The sequence below is a fragment of the Enterococcus sp. DIV2402 genome, assembly GCF_017426705.2.
In the GTDB taxonomy this organism is placed as follows: Bacteria; Bacillota; Bacilli; order Lactobacillales; family Enterococcaceae; genus Enterococcus_F; species Enterococcus_F lowellii.
In genome coordinates, this window is the sequence record NZ_CP147251.1 from 1,448,148 (window position 1) to 1,469,540 (window position 21,393).

The window sequence follows — 21,393 nt, forward strand, 5'->3', positions numbered from 1 at the left end:
AGAAAATGGATATCCAAACATTAAAATTTGGCGCAGATAATTTGATTCCTGTTGTTGTACAAGATGCAGAAACAAAGGAAGTTTTAACCGTTGCGTACATGAATCAAGAAAGCATTGAATTAACATTAAAAGATAAACTAATGACCTTTTATTCACGCAGTCGTCAAGAATTATGGCGCAAAGGAGAAACGAGCGGGAATTACCAACACTTAGTTTCGTTAAAAGCAGATTGTGATAAAGATGCATTGGTTGCACGAGTGAAAAAAGATGGTCCAGCTTGTCATACTGGTGCCGAAAGCTGTTTTTTTGAAACAATTTATGAAGAAAACCATCCTGAAAAATTTTCATTAGAACAACTATATGCGTTAATTCAAGAAAGAAAAGACACGCCTAAAGAAGGTAGCTACACTAGTTACTTATTCGAAAAAGGTAAAGAAAAAATCTTAAAAAAAATTGGTGAAGAATCAACAGAAGTTGTGATTGGTGCGATGAAAGAAGATCGTGAAGAAACAGTTTATGAAGTCGCTGATTTAGCCTATCATGTGTTGGTATTGATGAATGAAATGAATATTTCGGTTAAAGAAGTTGCCGACGAATTAGCAAAACGTCATGTAGTTGACCATAAAGTGAAACAAGAAACCATGAAGTAATTTGCGAAAATTTTCATCTTTCGTTTGACAAACACTAGAATAACGAATTATTATAGTTATATTCAAATAGTGCGATGAGCATAAAAAGGAAAAAGTAAATCTTTTTAAGCGAGTTTGGAAGAGTGAAAGCCAAACAAAGAACTTTTTACCGTAGGCAATGTGAGCACAGAGACAACGAAGCTGCCGAGCAATCGGAAGTAGGGTGGAACCGCGAACTTATTCGTCCCTATATCTGTACATGAGTATAGATATAGGGACTTTTTGCTGTGAAACACAGCGATTCGCTGAGCAAAGCGAAGCAGAGAGCTGATGTTGAACAGTACTAGGCGACCAGTGGGAGCGTAGTTTCCCAGCGCCGAAACACAGCGACTCGCTGAGCAAAGCGAAGCAGAGAGCTGATGTTGAACAGATGGAACCTAGTCCTACAGCGGCTTCCAAAATAAATATCGAAAAAGAAAAGGAGCAAAATCATGAGTCAAAAATTAACTGTTCAAGAAATGATTTTAACATTACAAAAATTTTGGTCTGACAATGGTTGTATGTTAATGCAAGCATATGATACGGAAAAGGGTGCCGGAACGATGAGTCCATACACTTTCTTGCGCGCGATTGGTCCAGAACCTTGGAACGCAGCCTATGTAGAGCCTTCACGTCGTCCAGCTGATGGGCGTTATGGAGAAAACCCAAACCGTTTATACCAACATCATCAATTTCAAGTGGTAATGAAACCTTCACCAGAAAATATTCAAGAGTTATATTTAGAAAGTTTGGAAAAATTAGGAATTAATCCATTAGAGCACGACATTCGCTTCGTTGAAGATAACTGGGAAAATCCATCAATGGGATGTGCTGGTTTAGGTTGGGAAGTTTGGTTAAACGGAATGGAAATTACCCAATTTACTTATTTCCAACAAGTTGGTGGACTTGCCTGTCATCCAGTAACTGCCGAATTGACATATGGTTTGGAGCGTTTAGCTTCTTATATTCAAGAAGTGGAAAGTGTTTATGATTTAGAATGGTCACCAGGAGTTAAATATGGTGAAATCTTCAAACAACCTGAATACGAGCATTCCAAATATTCATTTGAAATTAGTAATCAAGAGATGTTGTTAGATAATTTTACAAAATTTGAAGCAGAAGCAAAACGCTGTATTGCAGAAAACTTAGTGCATCCAGCATATGATTATATTTTAAAATGTAGCCATAATTTCAACTTATTAGATGCGCGAGGTGCGGTTTCAGTAACAGAACGTGCAGGATATTTGGCACGTATCCGTAATATGGCACGTGAAGTAGCTAAAATCTTTGTAGATGAGCGTAAAAAATTAGGTTATCCATTATTAGATCGCGCAGAAGCAGAGAAATTATTACAGGAGGAGAAATAAGATGGCAAAAAATTTATTATTTGAAATTGGTTTAGAAGAAGTACCGGCACATGTTGTCGTGCCAAGCATGAAACAATTAGAAACTAAAACTCGCCAATTTTTAATTGATAATCGTTTGAATTTTGAATCAATCCAAGCTTTTTCGACTCCACGTCGATTGGCAATCCATGTAACTAATCTTGATGAGAAACAAGAAGAGATGGAAGAAGAAGTGAAAGGTCCAGCTAAAAAAATTGCGTTAGATGCAGAAGGTAATTGGTCAAAAGCGGCGCAAGGCTTTGTTCGTGGCCAAGGATTGACAACAGAAGACATTACTTTTAAAGAATTAAAAGGTGTAGAATACGTATATGTCACAAAACATACCCCAGGAAAAGCGGCAATTGATGTTTTAATAGGATTAAAAGAAGTGATTACTAGCTTAACTTTCCCTGTAACGATGCATTGGAGTAGCTATGATTTTGAATACATTCGCCCAATTCATTGGATCGTAGCATTATTGGATGATGAAGTGATTCCTTTTGAAATTTTAGATGTAAAAACAGGACGTTCTTCTCGTGGTCATCGTTTCTTAGGGCAAGATGTGACGTTTGACGATGCGGATGAATATTTAGAAAAACTAAAAGAGCAGTTTGTAATAGCTGACTCTGCGGAACGCGAAGCCTTGATTGCGACACAAATTCAAAAAATTGCTGACAAAAACAATTGGACGATTGAATTAGATGCAGATTTATTAGAAGAAGTGAACAATTTAGTCGAATATCCAACTGCTTTTGTTGGAAACTTTGATAAAAAATATTTAGCAGTACCCGAAGAAGTGTTAGTAACATCTATGAAAGAACATCAACGCTATTTTGATGTTCGTGATGCGGAAGGTCAATTATTACCACACTTCATTTCTGTACGTAATGGAGATAGTGTGAAAATTGAGAATGTCATCAAGGGAAATGAAAAAGTCTTGATTGCCCGTTTAGAAGACGCAGAATTCTTTTATCAAGAAGATCAAAAATTAACTATCAATCAATGTGTGAACAAATTAAAAAACGTTACTTTCCATGAAAAAATTGGTTCTATCTATGAAAAAATGAAACGTGTCGGTGTGGAAGCACAAATTCTTGGTAAAAATGTTGGACTAACGGCAGAAGAATTGGCTGACTTACAACGTGCAACTGAAATCTATAAATTTGATTTAGTGACGAATATGGTTGGTGAATTCCCAGAGTTACAAGGAATTATGGGTGAAAAATATGCCTTATTACAAGGTGAAAAGCCAGCTGTTGCTCAAGCAATTCGTGAACATTATATGCCAATTTCAAGTGAAGGAGAACTCCCACAATCCAACGTAGGTGCTGTTTTAGCGATTGCAGATAAATTGGATAGTGTATTGTCCTTCTTTGCAGTAGGAATGCGTCCAAGTGGTTCAAACGATCCTTATGCACTACGTCGTCAAACATATGGAATTGTTCGAATCATTGCAGATAAACAATGGCGCTTCCCATTTAGTGTTATGCAAAAAATGATTGAAGAAAAAATTAATGCGAATCAAGAATTATATGGAATTCAATTATCTGATGATGACAAAGAGGTATTAGGTTTCTTACAAGCCCGTTTACGTCAATTCTTCTTAGGTAAAAATATTCGTCATGATGTAATCGATGCAGTCATTCATGCCGAACAAGAAGATTTTTCTCGTTTGTTTGAAACAGCAGATATGCTAAAAGATCATTTAGAAGATGAGGATTTCAAACCGTCAATGGAAGCTTTAACACGAGTCATTAATTTAGCGAAAAAAGTGGAAGATGAAGCCGCTAAAATTAATCCAGAACTATTTGAAAATGATGCAGAAAAAGCGCTGTATGAAGCAACTACTCGTTTAGAAAATGATTTTGTAGAACAAACTGTTGAAGAAAACTACAAAGCGCTGGTTAGCTTACGTCCATTGATTGAAGCTTATTTCGAGCAAACAATGGTTATGGTAGAAGATGAAGCAGTTCGTAATAACCGTCTGTTACAATTACGTAAAATTTCTAAAATGTCATTAGCTTTAGCAAGTTTAGACACATTAATTACAAAATAAGAAAAACTAGGTTGTCGCTTAACGACAGCCTAGTTTTTTATAATGTTTTAAAATAACTACTGATTCCTAAATGAAGAATGACAAAAAAAGCAAAAACAAAAGCATATGCGAAGAAATGCAACTGGATTAAACACCAAACAACACCGATAAAAATCAAACTTTTTAGTAGAAACAAATGAATACCAACGAGACGGTAGGGAGATTTTGGCGCACACCATCTACCCCAGACTAGTATAAGGATGATTGGCACAGCAATCCCTAGTAAAATATTTATACTTGGATTCAGGGGTAAACTAAATCCCCAATAACTTAAAATAACAAGAGCAAGAAGTTCCAATACAAAAGCCAGTATGAGATTGCTTATTTTGATAGCATTCATAGGTTCCTCCTTTTTTTACATTGCATAAATTAGCTTCAACAAAATAGGAATGTAGAGCATATAAATTAAAACAGAATAGCCCATACTGGATGCGGCAAATTCCTCGTCTGCATGGTAGGTTCGAGCAAGAATAGGTACGGAATTTTGGACGGGCATGGCTGATTGAATAATAAACACTTGTAACATCAATGATGGCACGTGAATCCATTGCCCAAGTAACCAAACAATCATTGGCGATAAAATAAAGCGACCAATCAACACGCCAATAATATCTTTATTCATTTTCAGATTTTTTACCCCATTAAAATAAACCATAATACCAATCGCAAACATCGATAAAGGCGTTGTTAAATCTGCTAGATAGGTGCCAAAACCTTTCACTAAAATAGGTACTTTGAGTGCTAAAATCATCCAAATTAATCCAATAATAAATCCTAGTAGAGCAGGAGAAAAGATTTTTTTCAAAGCAACTAAAGGGTGGAAGGTTACACGTGTTTCTTTAATTTGTGGGCTATCGGTAGCAATTAAATAGATACCAATCGTCCAAAAAATCGTGGTGTTGATAATGTAATAAAGCAATACATAAGGGATAGAAGGTTCACCAAAAATAGCTAAATTAATGGGTAAACCAATAAAAATAGTGTTGGAACAAGTCACCATTGTAGAGAAAGTTCCTTGCCGCGTTTTAGTAATTCGAAAGAGTTTTCGATAGATGAAACTAACGCCTAAAGTGATTAACATCGACAATAAGGGGATAATCATTCCTGAAAACAATGATAAAAATTCATTACGTGAAAAATTTGCTGTAATGTTTAAAAACATACTGAAAGGTAAGGATAAATTCAAAACAATCTTAGAAAAGACATCCGCAGTACGATTGGTGAACCATTGTTTATAAGATAACCAATAACCAACAAACATTAATAAAAAAATAACAAATATATTGAGATAAGCTTGTAACAACCGATTTCCTCCTTTTTATAAAAAAATTGTTCTTTTTCTAGAGAAGAAAAAGAACAATTTGATTATTTTCGTTGTTGTTTGCCTGCGTTACGACCATTTCCTTGTTTGGTGTTTTTCTTTGGAGTTGGCGTTTTTTCTTTTGCAGGTTCAACTGATTCTGTCACATCTTTCATTGGTGTTACGACAGTTTTTGGTGGGTTTTTTCTCATTTCTTCCGCAATTTGTGCTTTAATTCTTGGTTTCATAATCACGTTAGTAATAAAGGTTTGTAAACAACTGAAAATACCACCAACTACCCAATATAAGGTAACTCCAGCTGGAGCAGCGAATGAAACCATCACAATCATTAATGGAGAAACAATTAACATACTACGCATTGTTTTCTTTTGTTCTTCAGGAACACCAATTAATGATAGGTACCCTTGTAAGACATAAGAAAGACCAGCAATAATAACCAAAACGATACTAGGCTCACCCAGTGAAATACCTAAGAAGGTAGCTTTATCAATTCCTGGTGTAAATTGAGCAGTAAAGTATAAAGCGGTAAAGATTGGCATTTGGATTAACATTGGCAAACAACCAATTCCACCAAGCATACTCACATTGTTTTCTTTGTAAATACTTTGCATTTCTGCTTGAATTTGCATTTGTTCTTCACGTGATGCAGCTGCTTTTAATTTCTTTTGAACGACATCAATTTGTGGTTTTAGAAATTGCATTTTTTCACTTTGCACCATCGCTTTTTTCGATTGACCAATCCCTAATGGTAAAATAATCAAACGAACAATGATGGTTACAATGATAATTGCTAAACCAAAACCTAAGCCCATATCTGTAGCAACATATGAAAGAAACTTCCCTAAAGGCTGCACTAACGTACGATAAATTAGACCATTTGGATCAGGTGTCCCATCTTCCAGACGACTTACACAACCAGATAATGTGATTAAAAGCGCGAAAAGACCGGAGCCAACCAGCCAATTTTTCATTTTTCTCATGTACTTCTTCCTCTACTTATTAAATTTAGACAATGATAACTATACTAAAAAACAACCATCTTTTCAATGAACAAAGCCAAAATTAAATGTGAAAGAAGTATGAAGGTCTTAATTTGTGACAAATCGATCACGTTCGGTAATTGTTGCATTTTCTTCAATTGTGTAGAAATTAACACGTCCGTAGGGAGCAGGAGAAGCTTTCACTTTCTCAATGAAGGTATCGATAACAGCATCGTCACCCATGGCTTCGATGGTTACAGAGCCGTTGTCTTCATTCATTGCACTACCGAAAATTCCTAATTCATCAGCAAGCATTTTAGTTGAAAATCGAAAACCAACACCTTGGACCCGACCTTGGACATTCATGCGAATTTTTTTCATGTTCGTCACTCCTTTTTCTTTAATGATAGCGCTTTTTATTGATTTGAACAAGCCTTGAAAATTCTTTCATGCTATAATGAGACTTGAGGTGAAAGCATGAAAGAAATTCAATCGACAAAGAACGGACTAATTAAAGAACGTAAAAAATTACATAAACGCAAATACCGTGAACAAGAAGGAAAATATCTACTGGAAGGATTTCATTTAGTTGAAGAAGCTATAAAATATGGCGCTAAAATTGAAGAAATCTTTATCGATGAACGTGGGAAAAAAGAGTGGGGAACTTGGATAGCTGAACAAATGAGCACCACTTATTTTGTTTCAGATGAAGTAATGAAGCAGTTATCTGATTTGCCAACACCTCAGGGCATGATTGCAGTTGTTCAAAAAGAAGCATTCGCTGAATTAACGTATCAAGGGAAATGGTTATTGTTAGACAACGTTCAAGATCCAGGGAATGTTGGTACCATGATTCGTACCGCTGATGCAGCAGGGTTTAATGGTGTCTTGCTAGGCAAGGGAACTGCAGATGTCTACAGCACGAAGGTCTTACGTAGTATGCAGGGAAGTCAATTTCATATACCTGTAATTGCGTGTGATTTACTTGAAGTGGTACCTGAATTCCAAAAAAATCAAGTTCCGGTTTATGGAACAGAGCTAAATGTGGATGCTGTACAATTTAATCAAGTGGAAAAAACAGCGAATGTTGCATTGGTGTTAGGAAATGAAGGGCAAGGGGTCGCTGCTGAATTGTTACAAATGACAGATAAAAATTTATATATTCCGATTCATGGAAAAGCAGAATCCTTAAATGTCGGCGTTGCGGCTGGAATTTTAATGTATGCCTTTGTGTAATTATTGTGTGAAAAAAGTACAAATTTTAAGGAACTATTAAAATTCTTTGACAATATGATGATATTATAGAATTTTAAAATCAGCGTGCTATACTTTTATTAGATACAAAAAATGCAAAGTAAAAGGTGGCCAAAAGATTCATATGACAACAGAATGGCAAAAAGATACAGAATATCTATCTTATGTAGAAGATTTACTTGCAACGGATGAAGTTCAAAAATTATCAGAATTTGTTCAACATATGCATTCAACTCGATTAGATCATTCAATTAGTGTTTCTTACAATAGTTATAAACTAGCAAAACGTTGGAAAGGCGATGCACGTGCAACTGCTCGCGCAGGTCTATTACATGATTTATTCTATTATGACTGGCGTACAACGAAATTCGATGAAGGATCTCATGCGTATATGCATCCACGCATTGCAGTACAGAATGCAGAAAAGTTAACAGAACTTTCTGATTTAGAACGTGACATTATTGTCAAACATATGTGGGGAGCAACAATCGCGCCACCACGTTACAAAGAAAGCTACATTGTAACAATGGTCGATAAGTATTGTGCGATTCAAGAGGCCACTAGCCCCTTAATGAAACGCTTCAAAACACGGATTCAACGTGTCGTTGTAAGAAATGATTCTATATAAGAAAAAGTAGGTGATAGTTCGCTATCACCTACTTTTTTATGTTGCCCAATAAGTACCAATTAAAACGATGACTGTCAATACTAAAATCATCGCTGCTAAGAGCCCCACAATTAAAAAATGACGTTTTTTATTCATGGCTATAATGGCGATGAATTCTCTTAAAAAGGCATTTGGTAAATAATACAAGGCTGTTTTTGAGCCAATTCCATCTGCTTTTAACCCCGCCCAACGCGCAAAGATTCCTGCTCTAAAAATATGATAGTTATTAGAAGAAAAAATCACGTTGGCATTTTCACCAAAGTTTTGACGAATAATTTCTTTTGAAAATTGCATATTCTCCAAAGTCGTGGTGGAATTGGTTTCTACTAAAATATTACTTTCCGGAATATTTTGTGTTAATGCATATTGTTTCATCGCAACAGCTTCTGAGACTTTCTCATCGGCACCTTGCCCACCAGACATAATCAACTTGGGTGCTTTACCTGTTGCTTTTTTCTGTTGATGATAAAAAGAAATAGCTTTATCAATTCTTCGGGCTAATAGTGGCGAAACACGTTCGCCATCAATCAATCCTGCACCTAACACAACAATACAGTCTTGTTTATAACGAGGATGATTGAATTGATACAAAACTGAAACTGTTAAGAAATTTAAGAAAACAAAAGCGAAATAAAAAAGTGTCATCGGTAAAATAGATAATAAAAGACTTGCCCAGTCTGGTAAAATACTCGCGATAAAATGATCATAAATCAGCCACAATGTCATTAAAATGGCTAAAATCAACGTTAATAAATTTGCTAAAGAACGTGATTCTTTTCGAATAACAATAACGGCATTCCAGTACAATAAAAGCATTAGACCTGTAAAACCAAAAGCTAAAATCAGTAAACCACACACACCAATAACGGCTAATAATAAAAACACAATAATATTTGGTGTTTGAATGAAATTAATCACTAAATAACTACCAAAAATAACAATAAATAAATTAAATAAAAAGCCATTTATTAATCTGGTTTTTTCTAAACGATAAGAAAAGAAAAATAGACCAAAAAATAATAGCGGAATTATTAAATAATAAGTACCATTTTTAGCTTCGAGTATCCCTAAGTATATTGAGAGCGCAAGTAACGTCCAGCTAACTAAAAAGAAAAATTTATCAGGCTGTGGCTTTTTTTTACGCCACCAATAAATTCCACCAGCTCCTATTAAATAAGGAATTCCAAAAATAAATAATTGCATTAACCCCATACGATCACTCCATTCATTAATAGATTAAGTATAACGAATTTTCTACAAAAAATCTTGTTTTATTTATTTACAAAAATCCGTTACAATGAAAAGAAGAGATGAGTAGGAGGATGATAGGATTGGAACTAGGTGAAGTAATACGTAAAAGACTACCTGAGTTTGCAGTGATTGGGAAAGAAGGACGCGGCTTAGCAACTGAAGCTGCTTCTTGGGTTCCTGAATTGTGGGAACTGGCAAATCGTGATTTTGAAGAATTGGCAGAGGCAGCCAACGAATGGGAAGTCGATTCGGTAAACTTATGGGGATTGATGAGTGATACTAAGCGCTGGTTAGATCCGTGGCAAGAAGAGGGGCGTTATTTAGCTGGAATGCAGTTACCACATGAAGTCAAGCAACCGCATGACTGGCAACGCTGGTTGATTCCAGCAATGGAATATCTTGTTGTAAAAACCAATGAAGCGAATTTAGAAATGATGACAGAAAAGATGTTTGAAGAAATCCTGCCACAAGAAAATGCTGAATTAGTTGCAGCAATCCAAGAACACTATTTACCAAGTTTTGAACCTGGAGAAGTAGAATTATATTTTCCGATTAAAATGTTATAAAAGAATGTGCGTCGCTTTCCATAAGAAAGTGACGCACATTCTTTTAATTAAATAATCCTTTGACTGCTCGCCAAGCTTGAACAAAGATATTGGCTTTTTTAACTTCTTGACTAGCAAGTAAGGCAGTTTTCGTAGTATCGGTATCACTTTCTTCGATAAAACCTAATTTGTCGGGTGAAACAGCTTGGACAGTTCCGACGTTTACTCCTTTTTCAATAGGAGCTTGTAATTCGTTATCGTCAGTGATACGTTTTGAATTTAAAGAAGTTTTGAAGGTGACATCGTCTTTTGTCATTGAAGAATGTAACCAGACTGTTAGTGCTTCTTCTGTTTGGACAGGAACGGTTAATTCTTTTCCTTGATGAACAGGAACGGTTTTCAATTCAGGGACCGTTGCATCTTTAGCTAAAACTTCTTCTTTTTTCCAATTATCAAAAGAATAATCCATTAAGCGACCCGTCTCTACAAAACGTGCGCCGGGATCGGTCTCATGATTTGTAGCGTTTAATACCACCGTAATAATTCGTTGGCCATCTTTTGTCATCGTTCCTACAAAACAAGCGCCAGCTAGATCAGTTGTTCCAGTTTTTAATCCATCCACACCTGCTTTTTCGTAAAGCATGCCTGGCAACATCCAGTTCCAGTTGACCATCTCGATTGGTGAGAAAGTATGTGACCCGAATTCTTGTTTTGGTGTCGCAGTTACTTCTAGTACGTCTGGGTAATCATTAATTAAATGACGAGCAACAATCGCTACACCTTTTGCAGATAAAATATTTTCATCATCTGTTTTAGAACCAGGATAGATATGTTCACCTAGATAAACATTGTTTAAACCAGTTGAGTTTACGATTTTGGCATCTTTAATGCCCCAGTCTTCCAATTGTTTTTTCATTAAATCAACAAAATCTGCTTCAGAACCAGCAATTTTTTCAGCTAATGCCATGGTAGAAGCATTTGATGATTGAATGAATGCTGAATCGAATAAGTCTTTTACAGTATATTTACTGGTTGTTTCTAAAGGAACATTTGAAAGTTCAGGATGGACACTTAGTTGTGCGACAAAATCGGAAATTTCAATTTCATCGTCCCAAGCAAGCTTCCCTTCTGCAACTTCTTTTTCCACTAAATAAAGACTGATAATCTTAGTAATAGAGGCAATACCTAATGCGTCGTCACTGTTTTGGTCATATAACACTTTACCTGTATCTGCGTCAATCGAAAGGGCGGCTTTAGCTTCCACTTTGAAGTCTCCAGATAATTCATCTGCTTGCACACTAAAAATAGGCACAACTGATGAAAGGAAAAACAAAATTCCCGCTAATAAGGGGAGAAAGCGATGTTTTTTCTTCATAAATACTCTCCTTTAAATAGTCTCAACTTAAGAGTGTATCAAATTCAAAGCGAAAATAAAAGAGTTTAGTTGCAACTAAACTCTACGATGAGACTTTGAAGAAGATTCTACTCGAACGGGAACACTCGCGCTCGTTTCTGTTTGACTAATTTGATAGGCTAAGAAAGAAAACACAGCCAACAATCCCATTAATCCAAAAATAGATACTAATGAAACAAATGTGGTTAACATAGACAGCACACCCTTCATAATTGATACGTGGAAGATGGGAATCGAACCCACACCTTAAAATATAAATAAGTACGACTTATTTAACGGAACAAACCTTGTTCATCCACAAAAAAATATTAACACTCGATTAATTGAAAAGAAGTCCCTTCTGTTTCGTCATAAAAAGCGATATGTTTGTCTTTTTGTTCAAAAACAATATGATATCCCATCGAATCGATTAATGTAAGACGCTCAGCAGTACAATCTATGACTGTTGTTGGTTGCAGTTTATTCTGGATATAGAGTTGTAAATCATCGGTTACTGTTACATAGACTTGTCCTGTGTGATTTCGTCGATAATATACCCAATTACCAACAAAAGAATCTAGCTTGTTATTCGGTTTCTTTCTGCGACGGATAAGCGTAGAACCTACGATATTTGTCACTAAAGAAGTTCCGAGAAGAAACATTCTGGCGTCCACTTAATCACTCCTGTTCTCTTATCAAGTTACATTTATTATATCATGGTAGTTAAGAAAATAAGTGGGACTAAGGTTTGATTTTTCAAGAAGTTTTTGTGATTATATGTTAAAATTTCCCTAAGTAGCTCAGAATTTTAAATTCAGTTAAATTATAGAAAAGAGGGAATGAATATGGTCCATTTAGGAATTATTGGTACAAATTGGATTACGCATCAATTTGTACAAGGTGCATTAGAAACGAGTCGGTACACGTTAACGGCTGTTTATTCAAGGAGACTAGAAACAGCGCAAGAATTTGCTAGTAAATATGAAGGAAATATTGCTTGTGAAACGGAGTTAGCGACTTTCTTTGCTACACCATTATTGGATACGGTGTATATTGCTTCACCAAATAGTTTGCATTTTAGTCAAGCTAAAGCAGCTATTTTAGCTGGCAAGCATGTTATTGTGGAGAAACCAGCGTTTTCAAATCCACAAGAAATGGCTGAAATTATTGAGTTGGCAAAAAAACAAGACGTCTTTTTCTTTGAAGCAGCGCGTAATATCCATGAAAAAAGTTTTCAAACGGTTGCAGAATTTTTACCATCACCTGAGCATATTATCGGAGCAAACTTTACTTATATGAAGTATTCTTCACGTTATGATCAAGTGTTAGCTGGAGAAGAACCAAATATCTTTTCGCCACGTTTTTCAGGAGGATCGTTGTCTGATTTAGGCGTGTATGCGATTTATGCAGCGTTAGGCTGGTTTGGTGTACCAAATGAAGTGCATCATTTTGCACGTAAAATTGCAACGGGTGTCGATGGGATTGGCATAGCTATTTTAAGATACGATACGTTTGATGTAACAATTCAACATGGTAAAATTGGTAATGCAGAATTGCCTTCAGAAATTTATTTTGATAACGGGACGTTAGCATTAAATGGAATTAATGCCATTGAAAAAGCGGAGTTACACAACCGCGAAACTGGGACGCAAGTTTTAGATGTGGTTGCCAAAGAAAATCCAATGATTGAAGAAGCGCTTGATTTTGCAGAAATCATTGAGAATCCAACTGATGCAACAAATATCGAACGTTATGAAACATGGGTTGAATTAGCACGTGACGTGAATAATGTATTGTATCAATTGAGAAAACAAGCCGACATCAAATTTGATGCGGATCAGGAATAGAGGAACGAATGTGATGTCAGAATTTAAACTGCCTGAAAAATGGCAACAACGCTGGGATGAAGAAGGATTTACTACGCCCTCACTTATCCAAGAATCAGTGTATCGTCCATTAATCGAAGGAGAAAGTCTTGTAGGTATTTCACCGACGGGTTCAGGAAAAACGTTGTCTTATCTTTTACCAACAATGCAAAATGTTCAGTTGAATGAAGGCAATCAATTGTTGATTTTGACTTCCTCACAGGAATTGGGCATTCAAGTAGCTGAAGTTGCCCGTCAATGGGGAAAAGACTTAGGCTTAAATGTTCAACCATTTATCGGTGGAGCGAATGTTAAACGTCAAATTGAAAAGTTAAAAACAAAACCAGAAGTACTGATAGGGACACCTGGACGAATTGTTGAATTAATTAAACAAAAGAAAATTAAATCACATCAATTAAAAACAATTATTTTTGATGAAGCCGATCAATTGTTTTTACCTGGTGCCAGTCATTTAGTTGAAGAAATTATCAAAAGCTTGCAACAAGAGGTACAATTAGGTTTCTTTTCTGCGACAGCGGATCAAGCATTAGCCGCAATTCAAGCAATTAAACCAGAGATTCAAGTAATTGATGTAACAAAAGAAGACCAAAGCAAAGGCGTGGTAAAGCACACATACCTTGTTTATCCAAGTCGCCGCTTGGTTGATGGGTTACGTCGTTTGGCAAATATTGAAGGATTCCAGGGTCTGGTTTTCTTCAATCAATTGCAAGACTTAGGGAGTGCGGAAGAAAAATTATTATTCCATCATTTACGTGTCGCATCACTGGCATCGGATCAATCCAAGGATTTGCGTAAGATGTCGCTAGAATTATTTAGACAAGGAAAAATTGTGGAGTTACTCACAACAGATGTGGCTTCTCGTGGTTTAGATATTGCCGAATTGCCATATGTTGTCAATGCAGAGGTACCTTTGACAAAAGAGAGCTACTTACATCGTGCAGGTCGTGTCGGACGAATGGGCGCTTCTGGCCAAGTAGTGACCATTGTCCAAGAAAACACGTTGCCACGTTTGAAAAAACTAGCCAGAGAGTTAGACTTAACAATAGAAGAAGTCTTTTTACATGGAGGTGCGTTACTTGATGAACAACCTGAAAAGGAAATCCATCAACCCAAAGAACGCAAACCATTGAAACAAACTGAACCGAAAGTTAAACACGAAGCGGTTAAATCAAACACAAAACCTAAAGTAAAAAATCGCAAAAAAGCACAAAAAAATAAAGGCGCACGAAAACGCAAAGAAAAGTAAAGGAAGAGAGACATGTACTCTAGAAAAGAAGAAATCTTGCAAACGATTGAACTGCATAAAAAAGGATTAACTGCCGCAGAAGTAGCCGATATTTTGCAGATTGATCGCAGTAATGCTAGTCGTTATTTGAGTGAACTTTATAAAGAAGAAAAAATTCAAAAACGTTCAGGACGACCAGTGATATACGAAGCGATTTCTGATGACCAAGTGCATGTGGATACTTCTACCGACATCACGTTTGAAACCTTGGTCGGAGAAAATGCTTCCCTTAAAGTTAGTATTCAACAAGCCAAAGCAGCTATTTTATATCCGCCAAGAGGTTTACACACAATTATTTTTGGCGAAACGGGAACTGGTAAGTCGATGTTTGCGGAATGTATGTATCATTTTGCTGTACAATCACATATGTTGGAAAAAGCGGCTCCTTTTGTTTCGTTTAACTGTGCGGATTATGCTCAAAATCCACAGCTATTATTTGGTCATATCTTTGGAATTCGTAAAGGTGCCTATACTGGAGCGACGGAAGATAGCCCAGGATTGATTGCTAAAGCAGATGGCGGTATTTTATTTTTAGATGAAATTCACCGTTTACCACCGGAAGGACAAGAAATGCTGTTTACCTTTATTGATAAAGGGGTGTATCGTCCTTTAGGGGAAAGTGCTCAAGTCTATGAAGCTTCTGTCCAAATCATTGGCGCAACAACTGAATCTTCAGACTCTTTTTTGACAACGTTCAATCGTCGAATTCCGATGGCGATTACCTTACCAAGCTTAGCTGCGCGTTCGTTAGATGAACGTTACGAAATTATTTCGTTGTTTATTAAGCAAGAAGCAAATCGTTTGAATCAGAGAATTCAAGTAGAAAAGGAAGCCATTTTAGCCTTCATGCTGTATGATGCAGAAGCAAACATTGGCCAAATTAAACGTGATTTGAAATTAGTTTGTGCCAAAGCTTTCCTACACTATCGTACGCATCGACAGGATATCTTAGTCATTCGAAAAAAAGACTGTTCTTTACAAGTTCAAAAAGGCTTATTAAAAGTGAAGGAAATGGCGGATCGCTTGGATCGCTTTTTAGAGGGAAAAGGGGAATTTTTAAGCTTCGAACCTAAAGAAGCCGATGCTGTTTGGTCTCATGATCCAGAACGGAATATGCAAGTCTACAATGACATTGAGGAAAAAGTATCTACGCTAAGTGAAACTGGTGTGGCAAGTGTTGATTTGGAAAAATTGATTTCTCGAGATGTTGACGCATATTTTGAAACGTATGTGGAAGAGTTGGCACAAGCGCCTGTTCAAAAAGAATTAATTCCGCAAGAATTATGGCAGTTAACTAATCGTTTGTATGATATTGCCGAAGAAGAACTTGATCGTAAGTACAACGAAAAAGCTCGTTTTGCGTTTGCAATGCACTTACAAAGTACACTTGATCGTGTAGCAGAAGGGCATATGATTGTACATCCTGATTTGAACACGGTTCGTAAGAAATTGAAGTCAGAATTTCAAGTGGCCTTAGACTTATCAAGTATCATTGAAGAAGAATATGATGTGGAAATCCCCTTTGATGAAATTGGCTTTATTAGCATGTTCTTATCGATTCAAGTGGGTGAAACCGAATCATTGCCTTTAAATAAAGTGGACATTGTAGTGTTGATGCACGGACGCGCAACTGCCAGCAGCATGCTTGAAACAGCGCAAGAACTGTTAAGTACCACAATTGGTACTGCGATGAACATGTCTTTGGAAACAGAAGTTCAAGAGATGTATGCTGATTTATTAGCTTACGTAAATGGAAACCGTGATGAATTATCTAATGGTTTATTGTTGTTAACCGATATGGGATCATTGAATTCATTTGCGAATTTAATTTATGAAGAAACCGGTATTCGTACGAAAGCAATCTCCATGACTAGTACCATGATTGTGATTGAAGCCTTGCGAATGGCAGATGCTGGACGAAGTTTGGAAGACATCTATCAAAATATTCAAATCTCCTTTGAAAGTATCGTACGGGAACAATTTCGTTCACTTCATGAAACGAAACGTACGAAAAAAGCCATTGTGGTTACTTGCTTTACAGGGGAAGGTGTGGCTGCGAAGTTATATCAACGAATTGCGCCAATTGTTGACCAATCCAAAGTTGAAATTATACAGATGCAGTTTATCGAACGCGAAACATTCAAAAAACACATTGATGGCTTATTGGAAGAGTACGAAATTCGGGCTATTGCTGGGACCGTAGAGATCGAATATCAGAATATCCCCTTCTTTTCTGCGTATGATGTCTTTAATCATGAACGCTTGAATGTTTTAAAACGAATTGTCAGTGATGGGGTACCGTTAGAAACAATTGTCAATTCATTGAAAGGGACAATTACCCATGTTTCTTCATTAAAATCATTGATTATTGATTTACAAAAAGCCGTTCAACAAATTCAAACGCAAATGCATTTAATTGTTGAACCAAGTGCTGAAGCAGGCATTGTTATTCATTTAGCCTTCTTGATTGAAAGCTTATTGAAAGAAGAACCAACCCGTCATTTCCCAGACTTAGCAAGTTTTCAAAAACGGTATCGTTTAGAAGCCGATCAATTAAAAACAAGTTTGATGTTAATTGAAAAGAATTACAATGTACGTATCCCAGAAGATGAAATTGCTTTTCTAACACAAATGTTTATTGAAAATAAAGTAGATACACACTTTAATTCTTACACACTAGATGAAAGTGTGTAAAGTTTATATCAACACTGTGTAGTTTTCTGTATAGACCAAAAGCTGAATGTATCAGTTTTTGGTCTATTTTTATTTTTGGCATGCTTTTTGCTTTATAGTTAAGTGTAAATAAAAAATAAAAGAGGTGAATAAACATGGCAAAAAAAACAATTATGTTAGTATGTTCGGCTGGGATGAGTACTAGTTTATTAGTAACAAAAATGCAAAAAGCAGCAGAAGACAAAGGTTTGGAAGCAGACATCTTTGCAGTCTCAGCTTCAGATGCGGACAACCATTTGGAATCAAAATCAGTGGATGTATTATTGTTAGGTCCGCAAGTTCGTTTTATGAAAGCCCAATTCGAACAAAAATTAGCGCCTAAAGGGATTCCATTGGATATTATCAATATGGCTGACTATGGCATGATGAACGGCGAAAAAGTATTAGCACAAGCAGAAGCACTAATTAAGTAGCAATCAGAGGAATTTATTGAAAGAAAAAACAGTTAAAAGTCATCATGGGATGGATTGTGCATGATGGGATTGCCAAAAATAATATAATGGAAGCGGTTACCTAGAGGCGTGACTTTTAGTTAGTAGATGAGAAGTCTTGTTAGTTAAAGTGCATCATTCACAAGATGGCCTGATGGCATCAATTGTTTTTATTGATGTAACAAAAGAACGGATAGATTCAAAATACACAGAATGTTTTTCAAATACTACTTTGAACGGATAGTTATTTGATTATTTTTTAGAAAAAATATTCTAAGAATTGAACTTATAGGAGGAAACGAAATGGAAGCTTTATCAGGATGGTTAGAAAGATATGTGTTGCCAATTGCAGCAAAAATTGGCTCAGAAAAACACTTAGTAGCATTGCGTGACGCATTTATTGGGATGTTGCCGGTGACAATGGCAGGAGCGATTGCCGTATTATTGAACGCCTTTGTACGTGACTTTCCAAGTACGTATATTACTTCTGGTTCATGGTATAACGAAGCAGAAGGAATCAATGTGATTACTAAATTCTTTCAACCATTAATTTCAGTTAATGGACTCGTTTGGACAGGAACGTTAGCTATTATGGCTGTAGTATTTTCAGCATCTTTAGGCTATAACATTGCAAAAGCATATAATGTGGATCCTTTATCAGGAGCAATTGTTTCCTTATCGGCATTTATTATGGGGATTCCACAATCAGCAAATCTTTCATTGACTTTGGGAGAAGCTTTACCTAAAGAAGCAGCTGATATTATTACAACAGCTGGCTGGACTGTAGATGGAACAACAATTTCTGCAGGCGGTTGGGGATACTTCCCATTTGGTGCCTATATGGGAGGAACTGGTTTATTTACAGCAATGATTTTTGGTTTTATCTCGGTTATCATTTTTGCTAAATTAATGAATAAAAATATTATTATCAAAATGCCAGACTCTGTACCACCAGCTGTATCTAAAGCATTCGCAGCAATTATTCCAGGAATTGCCGGATTATTTGTTTCAGGTACAATTTATTTCTTATTTGAAAAATTTGTAGGTATGCCATTAATTGACTGGATTGCTGAATCTATTCAAAAACCTTTACTTGGATTATCACAAGGCTATTTTGCCGTATTTATTATTGTTTTACTTGTACATTTTTTATGGTTCTTTGGGTTACATGGGACAAACATTATGGGGCCAGTTTTACAATCGATTTATGGAGTTGCCATGGTTGAAAATACTAATGCTTACCAATTAGGTGATGCAATTCCGTACAAATGGGTAGCAGGTTCTTTTGAAGCCTTCGTATGGCCTGGCGGTGCAGGAGTAACATTAATGCTATTAGTTGGTATTTTGTTATTCTCTAAACGGGCAGATCACAAGACGATTGGTAAATTAGCATTAGGACCTGGAATATTCAATATCAATGAGCCAATTATGTTTGGATTGCCAATCGTGTTGAATCCATTGTTTATGATTCCATTTATCATTGCACCCCTTGTAACTGCAACGATTGCTTTCTTTGCGACAGCTGCTGGATTAGTTTCGCCAGTGGTAGTGAATGTTATTTGGGTAATGCCTACGATTCTTAGTGGTTTCTTAGCAACAGGAGGAGACTGGAGAGCGATTGTGTTAACCATTGTCAACTTAGTAGTAGCCTTATTAATTTGGGCACCATTTATTCTAGCAGCCAACAAAATTGATCCATCCGATCAAGCGTAAAAAAATCTAGCTGAGTAAGAAATTACTCAGCTAGAAATTTTATAAATAATGGAGAGTGTATACTATGATTACAGTTAGTTCTGCAATGCAACAAGAAAATATCAAAAAATTATTAGAATCAATTGAAAATGAAGCAATTACTTATAAGTTTAAAGAAAAAAAGGGCATCCAATTAATTTTTAAGATAACAGGAGACAAAGATGCCGCAATCCGATTAGCCAAAGATGCAATCAAAGCTGAAGAATGGGGCAAAGTTTTATATTTTAATGTGGCATAATCAGATGAAATGGGGTGAATCATATGTTGAAGAACGGCTTGTTTCTAATTAGTATAGGGATGATATGCTTTATATATAGTGTAAATGCACAGACCGGCACGTATAATTGGCCCAATTTAATCGTGTCCATTTTTTTTATAATCCTAGGAATCAGTCTATTTATTAAAGGCAATAAAAAAGAAAAAAAGAGAGTGGAGGAGGAAAATCGTGGAAATCGTTAAACAAATGAATGTTCCTGCTGAATTTTTCTACAAGAAAATTATTGATTCAGTGATGTATGATGTTCAAGAAGCTACTGGTCAAACGTTAAAAGAAAAACAACTGATAGGTTTTGAATATATCAAGAAATTCAATGAGAAGACCAGTGCTAAAATAAAAATTGAAGAATTAATCACCGATCAATTATATATTTACCGAACATCTACCACGCGTAATGATTTTACTGCAACTTATCAAATTCGTTCGATTGATGAAAAGAGTTGTGAAATCCAATATGTAGAAAAAATGGACTCACATGGAATGATTCAATCATTAAATGATATGGTTACAGGGGTACTTCTTAGCTTCTTTAAAAAACGTCAATTTAAACAGATGTTAGCAATGATTGAACAATCGTATTAGAGAGCTACGGCAACGGGCTCTTTTTTTACGCACTAAATTACATACAAAGAGGTATTTTTACACTTAACTTGTAGTGTGTAGGTGAAATGTAATCAGTGTGTAGTTGAATAGTGTAACTAAAACGTTGATTTCAAAGGGTTTTAGCTTGTTTGATAGTTGGCACACTTCTTGCTTTATAAATAAGTGTAAAGACAACATAAATTTGAGAGGTGGCAACAATCATGGCAAAAAAAACAATTATGCTCGTATGTTCAGCAGGAATGAGCACAAGTTTATTAGTAACAAAAATGCAAAAAGCAGCACAAGATAAAGGGGTAGACGCAGATATCTTTGCAGTATCAGCATCAGAAGCTGATATTCATTTAGAAACAAAACCAGTGGATGTTTTATTATTAGGTCCACAAGTTCGTTTTATGAAAGCTCAATTTGAACAAAAATTAACACCAAAAGGAATTCCATTAGATGTAATTAATATGTCTGATTATGGCATGATGAATGGTGAAAAAGTGTTAGCTCAAGCAGAAAGTTTAATGAAATAATTTTAATTACGAGGAGATATACGCATGGATGAAAAAAACTTAGAAGCAATTATGGGATTAATTATGTATGGTGGGAATGCAAAAAGCGATGCAATGGAAGCTATTGCTGCTGCCAAACAAGGTGACTTTGAATTAGCAGATCAAAAAATCAAAGATGCTGAAGCGTCATTAGTGGAAGCACATCATTCTCAAACAGGACTATTAACTCAAGAAGCACAAGGAGATCACATGACAGTTACTTTATTAACCGTTCATTCTCAAGATCATTTGATGACTTCAATCGCATTTACCGATTTAGCAAAAGAGATTATTGACGTTTATCGTCATATCGAAGCAAAATAATTTGATT

General features: G+C 35.9%; 23 protein-coding genes. 15 read left to right on the forward strand and 8 right to left on the reverse strand.

The genetic code is table 11. The features are described from left to right. The first annotated feature begins 5 nt into the window (after positions 1-5). The 3 genes from hisIE (at position 6) to glyS (ending at position 4,109) form a co-directional block, all read left to right on the forward strand. Entirely contained in the window at positions 6-650 is a 645-nt protein-coding gene (hisIE, locus tag DOK78_RS07080; RefSeq protein WP_207941025.1) for a bifunctional phosphoribosyl-AMP cyclohydrolase/phosphoribosyl-ATP diphosphatase HisIE, read from the forward strand. Between the two features lie 470 nt (positions 651-1,120). Next, positions 1,121-2,035 carry a glycine--tRNA ligase subunit alpha gene (glyQ, locus tag DOK78_RS07085; RefSeq protein ID WP_207941024.1) on the forward strand — a complete coding sequence of 305 codons (915 nt, stop codon included), beginning with the start codon at positions 1,121-1,123 and terminating at the stop codon, positions 2,033-2,035. A 1-nt stretch (position 2,036) separates the two neighbouring features. Then, positions 2,037-4,109 (forward strand): glycine--tRNA ligase subunit beta, encoded by a 2,073-nt coding sequence (gene glyS, locus DOK78_RS07090; RefSeq protein WP_207941023.1) that lies wholly within the window; start codon positions 2,037-2,039, stop codon positions 4,107-4,109. Positions 4,110-4,146: 37 nt separating this feature from the next. Here the strand turns inward: glyS and DOK78_RS07095 are convergent, their stop codons facing one another. From DOK78_RS07095 to DOK78_RS07110, 4 genes are all read right to left on the reverse strand, one after another. Further along, complete coding sequence (locus DOK78_RS07095) at positions 4,147-4,488, reverse strand: YrdB family protein (protein WP_207941022.1); 342 nt, start codon at positions 4,486-4,488, stop codon at positions 4,147-4,149. A gap of 15 nt (positions 4,489-4,503) precedes the next feature. Further along, the gene (locus DOK78_RS07100; protein WP_207941021.1) at positions 4,504-5,451 is read right to left on the reverse strand and encodes an AEC family transporter; all 948 of its coding nucleotides are present in this window, start codon (positions 5,449-5,451) and stop codon (positions 4,504-4,506) included. Positions 5,452-5,513: 62 nt separating this feature from the next. Next, the gene (gene yidC, locus DOK78_RS07105) at positions 5,514-6,449 is read right to left on the reverse strand and encodes a membrane protein insertase YidC (protein WP_207941020.1); all 936 of its coding nucleotides are present in this window, start codon (positions 6,447-6,449) and stop codon (positions 5,514-5,516) included. A gap of 108 nt (positions 6,450-6,557) precedes the next feature. Next, positions 6,558-6,830, reverse strand: coding sequence for an acylphosphatase (locus DOK78_RS07110; protein WP_207941019.1), 273 nt, complete (start codon positions 6,828-6,830; stop codon positions 6,558-6,560). 96 nt (positions 6,831-6,926) lie between these two features. Here DOK78_RS07110 and DOK78_RS07115 point away from each other — a divergent pair, with 96 nt between their 5' ends. Next, a complete protein-coding gene (locus DOK78_RS07115) occupies positions 6,927-7,685 on the forward strand; it encodes a TrmH family RNA methyltransferase (protein WP_207941018.1) in 759 nt (252 codons plus the stop codon). Positions 7,686-7,827: 142 nt separating this feature from the next. After that, entirely contained in the window at positions 7,828-8,331 is a 504-nt protein-coding gene (locus DOK78_RS07120) for an HD domain-containing protein (RefSeq protein WP_207941017.1), read from the forward strand. Between the two features lie 36 nt (positions 8,332-8,367). On the opposite strand, the gene DOK78_RS07125 is transcribed toward DOK78_RS07120, so the two are convergent. Then, a complete protein-coding gene (locus tag DOK78_RS07125; RefSeq protein ID WP_207941016.1) occupies positions 8,368-9,582 on the reverse strand; it encodes a YdcF family protein in 1,215 nt (404 codons plus the stop codon). A 119-nt stretch (positions 9,583-9,701) separates the two neighbouring features. Between DOK78_RS07125 and DOK78_RS07130 the strand changes: the two genes are divergently transcribed. Further along, entirely contained in the window at positions 9,702-10,187 is a 486-nt protein-coding gene (locus DOK78_RS07130) for a GyrI-like domain-containing protein (protein WP_207941015.1), read from the forward strand. A 43-nt stretch (positions 10,188-10,230) separates the two neighbouring features. Here the strand turns inward: DOK78_RS07130 and DOK78_RS07135 are convergent, their stop codons facing one another. The 3 genes from DOK78_RS07135 to DOK78_RS07145 all read right to left on the reverse strand — a co-directional run bounded on the left by DOK78_RS07135 (position 10,231) and on the right by DOK78_RS07145 (position 12,233). Next, entirely contained in the window at positions 10,231-11,541 is a 1,311-nt protein-coding gene (locus tag DOK78_RS07135; protein WP_207941014.1) for a serine hydrolase, read from the reverse strand. 75 nt (positions 11,542-11,616) lie between these two features. Beyond that, on the reverse strand, positions 11,617-11,772 hold the full coding sequence (locus DOK78_RS07140) for a hypothetical protein (protein ID WP_207941013.1): 156 nt from the start codon (positions 11,770-11,772) through the stop codon (positions 11,617-11,619). A 116-nt stretch (positions 11,773-11,888) separates the two neighbouring features. After that, the gene (locus DOK78_RS07145; RefSeq protein WP_207941012.1) at positions 11,889-12,233 is read right to left on the reverse strand and encodes a DUF4828 domain-containing protein; all 345 of its coding nucleotides are present in this window, start codon (positions 12,231-12,233) and stop codon (positions 11,889-11,891) included. A 171-nt stretch (positions 12,234-12,404) separates the two neighbouring features. Here DOK78_RS07145 and DOK78_RS07150 point away from each other — a divergent pair, with 171 nt between their 5' ends. The 9 genes from DOK78_RS07150 to DOK78_RS07190 all read left to right on the forward strand — a co-directional run bounded on the left by DOK78_RS07150 (position 12,405) and on the right by DOK78_RS07190 (position 21,386). Then, entirely contained in the window at positions 12,405-13,406 is a 1,002-nt protein-coding gene (locus DOK78_RS07150; protein ID WP_207941011.1) for a Gfo/Idh/MocA family protein, read from the forward strand. Positions 13,407-13,419: 13 nt separating this feature from the next. Then, positions 13,420-14,691: a DEAD/DEAH box helicase gene (locus tag DOK78_RS07155; RefSeq protein WP_207941010.1), complete on the forward strand. Its 1,272-nt coding sequence runs from the start codon at positions 13,420-13,422 to the stop codon at positions 14,689-14,691. A 12-nt stretch (positions 14,692-14,703) separates the two neighbouring features. Continuing rightward, positions 14,704-17,424, forward strand: coding sequence for a sigma 54-interacting transcriptional regulator (locus DOK78_RS07160; protein ID WP_207941009.1), 2,721 nt, complete (start codon positions 14,704-14,706; stop codon positions 17,422-17,424). Positions 17,425-17,558: 134 nt separating this feature from the next. Next, on the forward strand, positions 17,559-17,876 hold the full coding sequence (locus DOK78_RS07165; RefSeq protein ID WP_207941008.1) for a PTS sugar transporter subunit IIB: 318 nt from the start codon (positions 17,559-17,561) through the stop codon (positions 17,874-17,876). Between the two features lie 321 nt (positions 17,877-18,197). Continuing rightward, positions 18,198-19,607 (forward strand): PTS sugar transporter subunit IIC, encoded by a 1,410-nt coding sequence (locus DOK78_RS07170; protein ID WP_207941007.1) that lies wholly within the window; start codon positions 18,198-18,200, stop codon positions 19,605-19,607. 64 nt (positions 19,608-19,671) lie between these two features. Beyond that, positions 19,672-19,884 (forward strand): hypothetical protein, encoded by a 213-nt coding sequence (locus tag DOK78_RS07175; RefSeq protein ID WP_207941006.1) that lies wholly within the window; start codon positions 19,672-19,674, stop codon positions 19,882-19,884. A 207-nt stretch (positions 19,885-20,091) separates the two neighbouring features. Continuing rightward, positions 20,092-20,505 (forward strand): DUF3284 domain-containing protein, encoded by a 414-nt coding sequence (locus DOK78_RS07180; RefSeq protein WP_207941005.1) that lies wholly within the window; start codon positions 20,092-20,094, stop codon positions 20,503-20,505. 221 nt (positions 20,506-20,726) lie between these two features. Next, positions 20,727-21,044, forward strand: a complete 318-nt coding sequence (locus tag DOK78_RS07185; RefSeq protein WP_207941004.1) for a PTS sugar transporter subunit IIB — start codon at positions 20,727-20,729, stop codon at positions 21,042-21,044. Positions 21,045-21,068: 24 nt separating this feature from the next. After that, the gene (locus DOK78_RS07190) at positions 21,069-21,386 is read left to right on the forward strand and encodes a PTS lactose/cellobiose transporter subunit IIA (protein WP_207941003.1); all 318 of its coding nucleotides are present in this window, start codon (positions 21,069-21,071) and stop codon (positions 21,384-21,386) included. Positions 21,387-21,393: the final 7 nt, after the last annotated feature.

Bases quoted from the DNA above. Each gene is read 5' to 3' on its own strand.
- hisIE (WP_207941025.1), top strand. From the start codon at position 6: ATGGATATCCAAACATTAAAATTTGGCGCAGATAATTTGATTCCTGTT.
- glyQ (WP_207941024.1), top strand. From the start codon at position 1,121: ATGAGTCAAAAATTAACTGTTCAAGAAATGATTTTAACATTACAAAAA.
- glyS (WP_207941023.1), top strand. From the start codon at position 2,037: ATGGCAAAAAATTTATTATTTGAAATTGGTTTAGAAGAAGTACCGGCA.
- DOK78_RS07095 (WP_207941022.1), bottom strand. From the start codon at position 4,488: ATGAATGCTATCAAAATAAGCAATCTCATACTGGCTTTTGTATTGGAA.
- yidC (WP_207941020.1), bottom strand. From the start codon at position 6,449: ATGAGAAAAATGAAAAATTGGCTGGTTGGCTCCGGTCTTTTCGCGCTT.
- DOK78_RS07110 (WP_207941019.1), bottom strand. From the start codon at position 6,830: ATGAAAAAAATTCGCATGAATGTCCAAGGTCGGGTCCAAGGTGTTGGT.
- DOK78_RS07115 (WP_207941018.1), top strand. From the start codon at position 6,927: ATGAAAGAAATTCAATCGACAAAGAACGGACTAATTAAAGAACGTAAA.
- DOK78_RS07120 (WP_207941017.1), top strand. From the start codon at position 7,828: ATGACAACAGAATGGCAAAAAGATACAGAATATCTATCTTATGTAGAA.
- DOK78_RS07125 (WP_207941016.1), bottom strand. From the start codon at position 9,582: ATGGGGTTAATGCAATTATTTATTTTTGGAATTCCTTATTTAATAGGA.
- DOK78_RS07135 (WP_207941014.1), bottom strand. From the start codon at position 11,541: ATGAAGAAAAAACATCGCTTTCTCCCCTTATTAGCGGGAATTTTGTTT.
- DOK78_RS07140 (WP_207941013.1), bottom strand. From the start codon at position 11,772: ATGTTAACCACATTTGTTTCATTAGTATCTATTTTTGGATTAATGGGA.
- DOK78_RS07150 (WP_207941011.1), top strand. From the start codon at position 12,405: ATGGTCCATTTAGGAATTATTGGTACAAATTGGATTACGCATCAATTT.
- DOK78_RS07155 (WP_207941010.1), top strand. From the start codon at position 13,420: ATGTCAGAATTTAAACTGCCTGAAAAATGGCAACAACGCTGGGATGAA.
- DOK78_RS07160 (WP_207941009.1), top strand. From the start codon at position 14,704: ATGTACTCTAGAAAAGAAGAAATCTTGCAAACGATTGAACTGCATAAA.
- DOK78_RS07165 (WP_207941008.1), top strand. From the start codon at position 17,559: ATGGCAAAAAAAACAATTATGTTAGTATGTTCGGCTGGGATGAGTACT.
- DOK78_RS07170 (WP_207941007.1), top strand. From the start codon at position 18,198: ATGGAAGCTTTATCAGGATGGTTAGAAAGATATGTGTTGCCAATTGCA.
- DOK78_RS07175 (WP_207941006.1), top strand. From the start codon at position 19,672: ATGATTACAGTTAGTTCTGCAATGCAACAAGAAAATATCAAAAAATTA.
- DOK78_RS07185 (WP_207941004.1), top strand. From the start codon at position 20,727: ATGGCAAAAAAAACAATTATGCTCGTATGTTCAGCAGGAATGAGCACA.
- DOK78_RS07190 (WP_207941003.1), top strand. From the start codon at position 21,069: ATGGATGAAAAAAACTTAGAAGCAATTATGGGATTAATTATGTATGGT.